The organism is Hansschlegelia zhihuaiae (genome assembly GCF_004103825.1).
GTDB lineage: Bacteria > Pseudomonadota > Alphaproteobacteria > Rhizobiales > Methylopilaceae > Methylopila > Methylopila zhihuaiae.
On sequence record NZ_RYFI01000015.1, the window covers coordinates 128,696 to 139,353 of the forward strand.

The 10,658-nt window shown below is 64.9% G+C and carries 11 protein-coding genes and 1 pseudogene; 6 read left to right on the forward strand and 6 right to left on the reverse strand.

The window, feature by feature from the left end; all coding sequences use genetic code 11:
* The 4 genes from EK403_RS15780 to repC all read left to right on the forward strand — a co-directional run.
* Positions 1–1,031, forward strand: a 1,031-nt coding sequence (locus tag EK403_RS15780; protein ID WP_128778446.1) for a tyrosine-type recombinase/integrase, incomplete at its 5' end; no start/stop codon positions are given.
* Between the two features lie 286 nt (positions 1,032–1,317).
* Positions 1,318–2,526 (forward strand): plasmid partitioning protein RepA, encoded by a 1,209-nt coding sequence (repA, locus tag EK403_RS15785; protein WP_245479734.1) that lies wholly within the window; start codon positions 1,318–1,320, stop codon positions 2,524–2,526.
* Positions 2,527–3,489 (forward strand): plasmid partitioning protein RepB, encoded by a 963-nt coding sequence (gene repB, locus EK403_RS15790; protein ID WP_128778416.1) that lies wholly within the window; start codon positions 2,527–2,529, stop codon positions 3,487–3,489.
* A 189-nt stretch (positions 3,490–3,678) separates the two neighbouring features.
* Positions 3,679–4,905 (forward strand): plasmid replication protein RepC, encoded by a 1,227-nt coding sequence (gene repC / locus EK403_RS15795; RefSeq protein ID WP_128778417.1) that lies wholly within the window; start codon positions 3,679–3,681, stop codon positions 4,903–4,905.
* Between the two features lie 35 nt (positions 4,906–4,940).
* Here the strand turns inward: repC and EK403_RS15800 are convergent, their stop codons facing one another.
* Genes EK403_RS15800 through EK403_RS15810 form a run of 3 tightly spaced genes read right to left on the reverse strand, consistent with a single transcriptional unit; the run spans position 4,941 to position 7,667 of the window.
* Positions 4,941–5,672: a GIY-YIG nuclease family protein gene (locus tag EK403_RS15800; RefSeq protein ID WP_128778418.1), complete on the reverse strand. Its 732-nt coding sequence runs from the start codon at positions 5,670–5,672 to the stop codon at positions 4,941–4,943.
* Positions 5,665–6,525: a hypothetical protein gene (locus EK403_RS15805; RefSeq protein ID WP_128778419.1), complete on the reverse strand. Its 861-nt coding sequence runs from the start codon at positions 6,523–6,525 to the stop codon at positions 5,665–5,667. The genes EK403_RS15800 and EK403_RS15805 overlap by 8 nt, the downstream gene beginning before the upstream one ends.
* Entirely contained in the window at positions 6,522–7,667 is a 1,146-nt protein-coding gene (locus tag EK403_RS15810) for a DNA cytosine methyltransferase (protein WP_128778420.1), read from the reverse strand. Before EK403_RS15810 ends, EK403_RS15805 begins: the two co-directional genes overlap by 4 nt.
* 296 nt (positions 7,668–7,963) lie before the next feature.
* Here EK403_RS15810 and EK403_RS15820 point away from each other — a divergent pair, with 296 nt between their 5' ends.
* Positions 7,964–8,560, forward strand: coding sequence for a hypothetical protein (locus EK403_RS15820; RefSeq protein ID WP_128778422.1), 597 nt, complete (start codon positions 7,964–7,966; stop codon positions 8,558–8,560).
* Positions 8,561–8,568: 8 nt separating this feature from the next.
* Here the strand turns inward: EK403_RS15820 and EK403_RS15825 are convergent, their stop codons facing one another.
* The 3 genes from EK403_RS15825 to EK403_RS15835 all read right to left on the reverse strand — a co-directional run bounded on the left by EK403_RS15825 (position 8,569) and on the right by EK403_RS15835 (position 10,089).
* Complete coding sequence (locus EK403_RS15825) at positions 8,569–9,195, reverse strand: hypothetical protein (RefSeq protein WP_128778423.1); 627 nt, start codon at positions 9,193–9,195, stop codon at positions 8,569–8,571.
* Positions 9,196–9,383: 188 nt separating this feature from the next.
* The gene (locus EK403_RS15830; RefSeq protein ID WP_128778424.1) at positions 9,384–9,830 is read right to left on the reverse strand and encodes a plasmid maintenance toxin (PemK-like); all 447 of its coding nucleotides are present in this window, start codon (positions 9,828–9,830) and stop codon (positions 9,384–9,386) included.
* Positions 9,817–10,089: a type II toxin-antitoxin system Phd/YefM family antitoxin gene (locus EK403_RS15835; protein WP_128778425.1), complete on the reverse strand. Its 273-nt coding sequence runs from the start codon at positions 10,087–10,089 to the stop codon at positions 9,817–9,819. The genes EK403_RS15830 and EK403_RS15835 overlap by 14 nt, the downstream gene beginning before the upstream one ends.
* 62 nt (positions 10,090–10,151) lie before the next feature.
* Between EK403_RS15835 and EK403_RS15840 the strand changes: the two are divergent.
* A pseudogene (locus EK403_RS15840) lies at positions 10,152–10,658 on the forward strand (hypothetical protein); the annotation flags it as partial.

Genomic DNA, 10,658 nt, shown 5'->3' on the forward strand with positions numbered 1-10,658 from the left:
CGCTGCGCCACCTCGCGCAGAAGGGCATGGGCGCCAACACGCTCCGGGCGATGGCGTCCGATCTCGGCTATCTCGAAGCCTGGTCGCGCGCCTCTGACGGCTTCGCCCTCCCCTGGCCGGCGCCGGAAGCGATCGTTCTTCGGTTTGTGGCCCACCATCTCTGGGATCCGGCCGAGCGCGCGCGGAACGCCGGACACGGCATGCCCGACAGCGTCCGACAGGCTCTCGCCGCGACCGGCCGGTTGCGCTCCGACGGCCCCCATGCGGTGGCGACCGTACGGCGCCGAATGGCGCTCTGGGCGACGTTTCATCGCTGGCGCGGCCTGGAGGGGCCGTTCTCCAGCCCCAACATCCGCAACGCCATGCGACTTGCGGCCATGGCGACGGACCGGCCGCGTGGCCGCAAAAGCGCACGCGCCGTCACGCGCGACATCCTCGACAGGCTGCTGACGACCTGCGGCGGGGGGCGGCTGATCGACGCCCGCGACCGCGCGCTCCTTCTGATCGCATTCGGGTCCGGCGGACGTCGGCGATCGGAGGTCGCGAGGTTGACGGTGGAGGACCTGATGGAGCGATCGCCGGTTCCGGCGCGCCGCGGCGACGCTCAAGGCGTCATGCTGCGTTCGCTTGGATTGAGGCTTGGCCGCACCAAGACCGCGGGGGCCGACCAGGACGAACGCGTCGTGGTGGTCGGCCGGCCGGTCGACGCCTTGCTGTCATGGCTTTTTGCGGCGGACATCGCCGCCGGGCCGATCTTTCGTCGGATTGATCGCTGGGATCGGATCGGGGAGGGGGCGATCGACGCGCAAAGCGTCAACGCGATCCTCAAAAAACGCTGCCGTCAGGCGGGACTGGACCCGGCCGCCTATTCGGCACACGGCCTGCGATCGGGCTATTTGACCGAGGCCGCGCGGCGCGGCGTGCCCCTGCAGGAAGCCATGCGGCAAACCCGGCATCGCTCGATGCAGCAGGCCTCATCGTATTACAATGAGGTCGAGATCGAGCGAGGCGAGTCGGCCAGGCTTGGCTGACAGTTGCCGTCCGGCAACTGGCGTGGGAATTGCGGGGGAGCCACACGAGTTGCCGGCCGGCAACCTCCCGACTAGGGCGGTTGATGGATTGGCTGATCGCGACCCGAGGATCGGACAAGCCGCGTTCCCTCGTCTGAGACTTACAATCCACGGGACACATGGATTGCAAGTCGAGCAGGTAACGTCTCGTTAACCCTTTATTTCTTGCGCAGAATCGGGAATCGGGCACTCTAGGCACGGCAAAAGGGCGAGAACGCGCCGTTTGCCGTGTTTACGCGAGAACCACGTGGATACAGCCACAACCTTGTCTTCGGCGCCGCGGGCGATCCACGAGCTCGTGGGCGCTCATGCTCGCGAGCTGTCAGCGAAGCTCCAGGCGCATCGCCATCAGCTGTTCCCTCCGGACTCGCGCAAAACGCTTCGACGGTTCTCCTCCGGCGAAGCGGCCAAGCTGATCGGCGTCAACGACGGTTATCTGAGAAAGCTCTCGCTCGACGGCAAGGGGCCTGCGGTCGACGTCGGCGCGCACGGACGCCGCTCCTATGCGATCGAGGACATTCATGCCCTCAGGGCTTTTCTCGACGCCAGCGGGAAGTCGGATCGGCGCTACGTGCCTAAACGACAGGGCGACGAGCGCCTCCAGGTCATCACGGTCGTGAACTTCAAGGGCGGGTCCGGCAAGACGACGACGGCAGCCCATCTCGCGCAGCACTTAGCGCTTCGAGGCTACCGTGTCCTGGCGGTCGACCTCGATCCGCAGGCTTCGCTGTCGGCGCTGCACGGCGTGCAGCCCGAGTTCGACGTCGGCGAAAATGAAACGCTCTATGGCGCGATCCGCTACGGCGGCGGGCGGCGCGAGCTCAAGGACATCATCCGCAAGACCTACTTCGCCAATCTCGACCTGGTCCCGGGAAACCTCGAGCTCATGGAGTTCGAGCACGAAACGCCGAAGGCTCTTCTCGACCAAGGCGCCGGCGGCGGCATGTTCTTCACGCGCATGGACGCGGCGCTGGCGTCCGTCGCGGACGATTACGACGTCGTGGTCGTCGACTGTCCGCCACAGCTCGGCTTCCTGACCATGTCGGCGCTGTGCTCGGCGACGGCGGTTCTGGTCACGGTGCATCCTCAGATGCTCGACGTCATGTCGATGTGCCAGTTCCTGATCATGACCAGCGACCTGCTCAGCGTCGTGGCCAACGCCGGCGGGCAGATGGGCTACGACTGGATGCGCTATCTGGTGACGCGGTTCGAGCCTGGCGACGGACCGCAGAACCAGATGGTGTCCTTCATGCGGTCGATTTTTCGAGACCACGTGCTGAACTATCCGATGCTCAAAAGCACAGCGATCGCCGACGCCGGCATCACCAAGCAGACGCTCTATGAAGTGAGCCGCGACCAGTTCACCCGCGCGACCTACGACCGCGCGCGCGAAGCCGTCGACAACGTCAACAACGAGATCGAACAGCTGATCCGCTCGGCGTGGGGGAGGGCGTAAATGGCGCGCAAGAACCTGTTCGGTGGCCTGCTGGACGGCAAGCCTGACGAGGCGCCGGCCAACGTTTTGCCATCCGCCAGCGTGATGCCCCGTACGCTATCGAATTCCAGTGCGATCGGCGTGGTGAGCCGCTCCTTCGAGGAGGTCAAGGCGCTGACTGTCGTCGATATCGCCGTCGACAAAATCGATCCTTCGTTCATCACCGACCGGCTCGATGACGGTCCGGAAGGGCACTCTGACCTTGTCGCGCTCATTCGTGAGCATGGGCAGCAGGTCCCGATCCTTGTTCGCACCCATCCCACGGAGATCGGCCGCTACCAGATCGTCTACGGCCGCCGACGCTTGCGCGCCGCAGCCGAGCTCGGCCGACCCGTGAAGGCTGTGGTCAAGCCGCTGACCGACGAACAGCTCGTGGTGGCGCAAGGCCAGGAGAATTCCGCCCGCGCCGACCTGTCCTTCATCGAGCGTGCGCTGTTCGCGGCCGCGCTCGAGGAGCGCGGCTTCGGTCGGGACACCATCATGGCGGCGCTTGCGGTCGACAAGACCGGGCTGTCGCGTCTGATCTCATCGGCAGTGAAGATCCCTCGGGATCTCATCGAGGCGATTGGCCCGGCTCCCAAGACCGGGCGCGACCGTTGGGTGGAACTTGCGGCGCGCCTTGAAGGCGATGGCGCCGCCGCGCGGGCGCGCGAACTCGCGGCGAGCCCGAGTTTCGCCGCCCGCAAATCCGACGAGCGGTTTTCTTATGTGTTCGGGCGGCTGACGCAGAAGGAGACCGGGCGAAGCGATCGGACGGCCGAGGCCTTCACGCTGCCCAACGGGGCGCGTGCGGCGACGCTCAAAGACGACGAGACAGTCCTGACGCTCAAGATCGACAAGAAGGCGTCTGCGGCCTTCGCCGCCTATTTCGCCCAGTCGTTTCCCCAGATCTTCGCGGACTGGAAAACCCGCGAGGGTGCGTAACCCGAGTTCCGATCAACCCTGAACGGAGAATCCAAACAAAGAAAAAGGCCCCCGAAACGCGTCCGGAAGCCTCTCTCTCAGTCCTAAGCAACCTGAGAATCCCACTTCCGCGAATCGCAGTCAAGCGTCCCGGCTCGATAAACGCCGTTTCGGCGAGCAGGTTTTCTTTGCCTGGATGAAGGCGAAGACATGCAACCCAGACACACGACGACGCCCTTCGGGCGGCGATCGCTGACGCTCGCCCATGTGGCGACACAGGCGCTGGCGAACGCGCGGCCGGCCGATAAGGTCGTGCACAAATGGATCCTCTTTCGGGCTATCTGCACCGCCAAAGCGCGGCTCGACGTCTCCGATCGGGCGCTGGCGGTGCTAAACGCCCTTCTGACGTTTCACCCAGATACGACGCTCGGCGGCGACGCGTTGATCGTGTTCCCGTCGAACGCCCAGCTGTCGCTGCGGTCGCATGGCATGGCTCCAGCGACGCTACGGCGTCATCTCGCGGTGCTGGTGGACGCGGGTCTGATCTGCCGGCGCGACAGCCCGAACGGCAAGCGCTACGCCCGTCGCGGAAACGGCGGCGAGATCGAAACCGCCTACGGCTTCGATCTCGGTCCGCTGGTCGCGCGCGCCGACGAGATCGACAAGATTGCGGACGAGATCACGGCCGAAGAGCGCGCCCTGAAGATCGTGAGGGAGCGGATCACGCTGTGTCGGCGCGATATCGCCAAGATGATCGAAGCGGCGATCGAGGAGGATGCGCCCTGCCGGGCGGCCGGGCGCGGGTTTGCGAGCTGGACGGAGGCTCACGTTCGATTCCGCGAGCTCGTCGGGCGCATACCAAGAACGGCGTCGCGTGGTGTGCTCGAGCCGTTGGCCGATGAGTTGGCGGCGCTTGCCGAAGACATCCTCATCCTGTTGGAGGCAAAGGCGAAAACAAAAGATTCAAGCGCCAATGAGTCCCAGACTGAGCGCCACAAACAGAATTCAAAAACCAATACCCCTATTGATCTTGAACCGGGCTTTTCAGAAAGCCAGGCGGCGAAGCCCGAGCAACGGATCCGAACGGCTGGGAAACGGGAGGGATCTTTCCCACTAGGGCTCGTCCTTGACGCGTGCCCGGATATCATCGACTACGCACGGAGCGGAATTTCTTGCTGGCGGGATCTCATGGCGACCGCCAGAGTGGTTAGATCCGTGCTGGGGATCAGCCCAAGCGCCTGGGACGATGCATGCGAAGCGCTCGGCGAATATGACGCCGTCACGGCGCTCGCCGCGATCCTGCAACGGGGGGAGGCGATCAGCAGCGCAGGAGGATATCTCCGAGAGCTGACCCGAAAGGCGGTGGCAGGAGAGTTTTCGGTCGGGCCGATGATCATGGCGCTGCTTTCGGTGCGGCGGCGGGCGCTCAGCGCATGATCAGACAGGAAGGGCGGCAACAAAGTGGCATCCGCTTACGCCTCGGAGTCGTCTTCGCCTTCCTCCCTGACGGAGGCAGCGCCGCCGAGCGCCTCATATCGGCGGCTGGCGAGCCAGGCCAGGCGTCTGGCCTGCGTCAGCATCACGCGTCGGAGGCCGCCTTGGACCTTGCGTTCCGAGATGACCTGGGCGAGCCGCGAAATGATCAGGGACCGCCGCGCGATCCGGAAATCGGGATGCGAGCGCAATTCGAAGACGCGATCGGAGACGATGCGGTCGCGAAAGGACGGCGGTGGTTCGACCACCAGGTCGCCGGGCGGCGGATCCTTCTCGTTGAGGATCGCTTTGAACGTCGATCGCTCGACGGCCTGGCTCGTGATGATGCGCTCGAGCGCATCGAGATGCCGGCGCGCGTCGACGTCGGAGCGGCTCGCCGTCTCATATTGCGGGAGCGGCCAAACTTCGATCTCGAACACCTCGAACGGATCGAGCACCGACATCGCCACGGCGTCGGTGCGCTGGTTCGTCAGGTGACGGCGTATCCGCGTCCGCAGGCGTTCATTGGTCTGACCGACATAAATGGGCTCACGGTCGTAATCGAAGAACGCATAGACCCCCCAGCGGAAATTCCCGACGCGGCGCCCGACGCCGGACGGATCGGTGAAGAGCGTGTCGAGAAACCGTGTGAGGTTGGTCCGAAGATCTTCGGTTTCGAATGGCGGAACGTTGATAGCGTCGCTTGGCGGTCGATTGCCGAAGTCAAACACGACGGATCGCCGTCGGACCCGATGCCCGCGCCACGTCGCCGGCGCGCACCACCGTGGTCGCGCGCTCGATCATGTCCCCGGTCTGCGTCAGCTCGAACGCGACATGGTTGAGTTCGTCCTCGCGGCCTTTGAAGCACGCGTTGAACGCTGCGAGCAGCTCGACGTCATCGAGCGCCTGAGCGACGGCGATCGGACGATCGCGCGTCGGAGGAGCAGACGGGAAGAGGTAGATACACGGCGGCGGCGTCCGAAACGATCCGAACTCGCTCGAGCGATCGCCGGCGTCGGCCGCAGCGAGTTTCGGGCAACGGCGCGCGACGGTTCCGCAGATCATGTCCCAGATGACGACGCCGTCGACACGTTGACCGCGGCTGACCATCTCGGCGCTGAGCCGGGTATGAATGCCGGACCAGGCGTTGCGCCGCGGATCGGCCCCGGAATTGGTGCAAAGGCTCCAGATCACGAACTCGTCGGCGTCGCTTGGACGTTCGAAGATGTTGGTGTTGTTGCCGTCGAGGCATCCCTTGAGATCGATCACCGCGGTTCGTCCGCTGCTCAGCCGCACGACATAGTCATTGCGGGCGGCGTCCTCGCTTTCGTCCCAGCCTGCAATGAAACCGGCGTCCTCCATGTGATTGAGAACATGACGGACGAACTCGCGTTTGCCGCGCATCGTCGCCGAGAACTGGCCGCGGACACGTTCGATGGCGCCTCGAAAGATCGGACTGTCGTAGAATTCGCGCTCGTCGAGCCCGTGATCGCCGAGCTTGTGCGCTTCCGTCTTGAGCGTCTCGGCGAAGGCTTCGATCTGCGCCCGAAGCCGTTCGTTTCGAGCGCAGGGAATGACGCTCACGCAGCAGCCCGCTTTTTTGAAGCAGCAGGGTGAAGCAGCGGCTCGAAAATGTGCGCCGCCAGATGCCTCACGACCGGGACCACGACCCCGTCGCCCGTGAGATGATAGGCCTCGTTGTAGTTGCGAGGAAGCTGGTACTCTTCCGGCAATCCCATCAGCCGCGCCGTTTCGCGGGACGAGATCAGTCGCGATCGAACGACCGGCCCGTCGACCACGAGGATGACCTGTCGGCTTGATCCGCCGGCCGGCGTCCGCAGACAACCCGCGACGTCGTCGAACCGGACCTCCGCCCGCTGAACCTTGACGCCAACCTCGTTGAGCCGCGTGCGCTTGTAGACGCCCCCGACCATGCGCCGCCCGGCGCGTTTGGCCACTTCGACCTTTGCGAGATTGATCGCCGACATCATCGCGAGCAGCTGAACGGTCTCTGCCGGGCTGTGCCATGAGACGCTGTCCGGCGCCTCCTCGATTTCATGCGCGAAAGTGCGCGAACGGCGCTCCGGCGTCGGCAGATTCCACCACAGCAACGCCTCGCGCGCCTTTTGCGAAATCCCCTCCACAGCACGGCGAAGGCCGCGGGTATGGAAGGGATCGAGCGGCGCTGGGGCGAGCAAAGCGGGGTCGATAGCAACGTCGTCGCGAACGCCGATCATGAACAGGCGTGGCCGCGACTGCGGAACGAACAGATCGGCGTTGATGATCAGCGAACCATGGCGATAGCCGGCGAGCGCGAAGGTTTCGCAGATGGCGCCGAAGTCGCTCCCTCCATGGGAGGTCAGCGTCCCGCACACGTTTTCGAGCGCGATCAGTTTCGGTGCACGACCGTCGCGCCGAAGATCGCGGATGATGTCCCAGAACGGGTAGAACGTGCCCGATCGTTCGCCTCGCAGTCCGGCGCCTCCGCCCGCGAGTGAGAGATCCTGGCAGGGAAAAGAGCCCCAGACGAGATCCGGAACGCCGCGCATCTGATCGAGCGTGATGTGACGGATGTCGCCGCCCTGAAAACCCCCGACCCCATGATTGCGCTGATAAACGGCGCCCTTCTTGAAGTCGAAGTCATTGGCGAACAGGCAGGTCCACTCGTCGCCGAGCCCGCATCGCGCCATGCCGGCGCCGGCAAAAAACTCATAGAAATTAGCCATGAGCTGACCGATCATTGTCCGGGACAAGCGACTTCGTCGTATCGCGCAATAGCTTTTCTTGGACTGCTTCGGTTATCCAAGTGTTACGCGAGACGTTGCCGGGCCGAACGGCGCACAGCGCATCGATAGCGGCGAGGGTCTCGTCCGCGACGCGAAGCGTGAAGCGGTCGAGCTCCCGAACCGGCACGGTTTTCGATTCGCTTTTCATGACGTCACGGTGGCGCCTCCGTGGCGCCACGTCAATTCTGTTTCTATTTTGTTCCTGTTCGTGACCGTGTCAAGACGGGAGGCCGGCCGTGAAGTGGCGCGCTAACGCCTATGAAGCCGATCTGCTGCAGGTCATCGATGTTCGTCGCCTGGCTTGGCCGACGAAGACGGAGATCGAGGACGCCGACGAGTCGGGCTACTTCGTCGGCAATTGCGCCTATCAGGACCTGGTGGGCCTCAGCGCCCAGCATCTCTCGACGGTGCTCAAGATCGAGCGCGCGATTGTCGAGCGCTTCATGGCGGCGGACGACATCAACGCCGCAGCCGAAGCCTTTGATGATGAGCGTTTAGAAGCCGATTCCCCTGAAGATGAACTGTTCGGCCTTGATGTCGGGGTCGCGTCGGCCGTTGTCGCGGTGTCGGCGCTTGGCGGCATCCCGGTTGCGAGCTGCAACGCGGGCGGGTTCGGCGGACTGCATCAGGCGCAACAACCCTATGTCGCGGCCTTCCTGCCTGTAGATCATGGGCCGAAATTTGAACGCCTGGCCGTCGCCGCCGCGGTCGGCGTCGTGGTCGGCGACGACGGGCTCGTGCGGGTCTACGGGCGCTCGGATCTGGATCTCATGCGTTTCGCGGAGCTGGCGCTCGCGGCGATGAAGGACGTGGAGGTGCAGGCGTCGGTTTGAGAGCGACGTCAGATTTTGGCGTCGCCGCTCGGGAGAAAGTCGGCGAGGCCTGGCGCCCGGGCGCTCTCCTCGGTGATCATCGTCTGCGACCACAGGATCGACGTTTCGTGAACAGAGCTGCAGGTGAGGTCGCCGTCCTGGTCGAACCAGTGGGCCGCTTCAGGAATAAGTTCGATCGGAACGCGATGGCGCGCGAACGGGTTATGAAAAACTTCGAGCTCGGCTGACCAGGGCTCGTATCCGTGAGGCCAGAGACCGCGATATTCAGCGCTCGTGACGTCGTGGCAGAAGGGAATGCCCGCGAGCGCGCCGGGGGTGCGGTCGAAGAACATTCCGACCCTGGTGTACCGAAGCCCGGTTGGCGCTCCGAGACCCGAGACCGCCACGCGGTTCAGCTTGGCGATGGAGCAGGCGTTGGAGAAGATGATGGCCGAAAGCTCGCTGCAGCGGTCGTCGGTGAACAGTCCCGCCGGAAAGGCGCTGGGTCCCCGCAGGCGCTGCGACGATCTCGCGACGGCCTGTGGCCGACCGTCGACCTGCGCCTTTTCTGCGCTCAATCCGTAAAGATAGCCGATCAGCCCTTCCCGGCTCCAGATCATCGAGGCTGGCGCGTGAAAGTCAGCGATCGCGATCATGAAGGGATCGCCGTCGACGTGAGGCAGTCGATCTTATCGATAGTGTCGGACACCGCCTCGCAGATCGGCGATTCTGGGCGTCCTCAGCCCGGACAATCACCACAGCCGGGCCTCCCATCGACGAAAGGACGCCGCCGCTGCCAGCCCCCTCCCCTCTTCCGGACGCATCCGGCCGCCGTCGGCGGCCGTCACTCGGTCCGCGGCACGCTCCGGTGCGGCGCGCTGGTCGCGACCTCGCCCCGGGCGATCGCCACGAAGCGGCGCTTGACCTCCGCGAACAGGCCGGGCGTCAGTGCGCCGTGGTAGCCGCTCTTGGTGTCGACGGCGCGCAGGTCCGGTCCCGGCCAGGTGAAGCGGTTGCTTTCGGTCAGCACGATCCAGGAGCGTTGGCCGTCGAGCCGCATCCGGTTCTTCACGTCGGCTGGGATCTCGATGGCGTCGGCCGGATGCGCGGGCGGCGTGTGCGTGATCGGCAGGACGCGCACGATCGTCGCGCCCTCCTCCGTCGTCATGACGATCGCCAGCACGAGGCAGGGACGGTCCTTGTCGCCCTCCTCCCGCCCCTCGCGGTGCTGCCAGTCCCAGAGATAGGCATAGCGAAAAATCCAGCCGACGCGGACGTCAGTCGGCAGCATGTGTGCCGGCAGGAGTGTTGAGATGCTCGGGATCGGCTGTCAGCTCGGCCGCCTCGACGGCAGCTATCTCTGCCTCGCTCAGCTCGGCGGTGCGCTGGACCCGGCGGTCGCGCTTCGAGAGCCGGATGAAATCCTCATAGGCCATCAGCACGGTGCGCGGGCGGCCGTTCTTGGTGATGATCACCGGCTCGCGCACGGCGGCATCCTGGTAGGCACCGAAGTTCTTCGAGACCTCGGCGGCGGTTACGGTGGAGGTCATGATGCGTTCTCCTTTATTCCGTAATATACGGAAATCCCGCTAATCCCGCAAGAGGTTCGGTTATGACCCCCTCCCCTGTCCGCCTGCCTGATGCGGCCTCACTGGAAGCGCTCTTGGCGAAACTTCCGGCCGATTCCGCGGACGCTGATCTTGTCCCTGCCCTCGCTGCCGTCTTTCCGGGATTCGACTTCAGCATGGTCCGGGTAGACGATGACTACTGGCGCGACACGAGGTCGATCATCCGGCCAGACGGCACGCGCGTCAGCGAACTGCGGCCGTGGATGACGGCAGAGATCGCCAAGGACGCCGGCGACGTCAAGGCGACCTGGGCGCGCCTTAAAGACTCGGACCTGCAGATCACAGAGTGGCGCGGCACCAGCGCTTTCGTCTTCGCGCCGACCGGTCCCGGGGCGGCCGACTATATCCAGATCGCGCTCGGCCGCGAGATCGAATGGCGTGCCGGGCCGGTCGTCAACCCGGACTACCGCCCATGGGGCGAGGAGGAATTGCTCGATCCCGGCTGGCCGCGGGACAAGCCCCTCCCCGACACGGCTCGCCTCGCCGGCCCG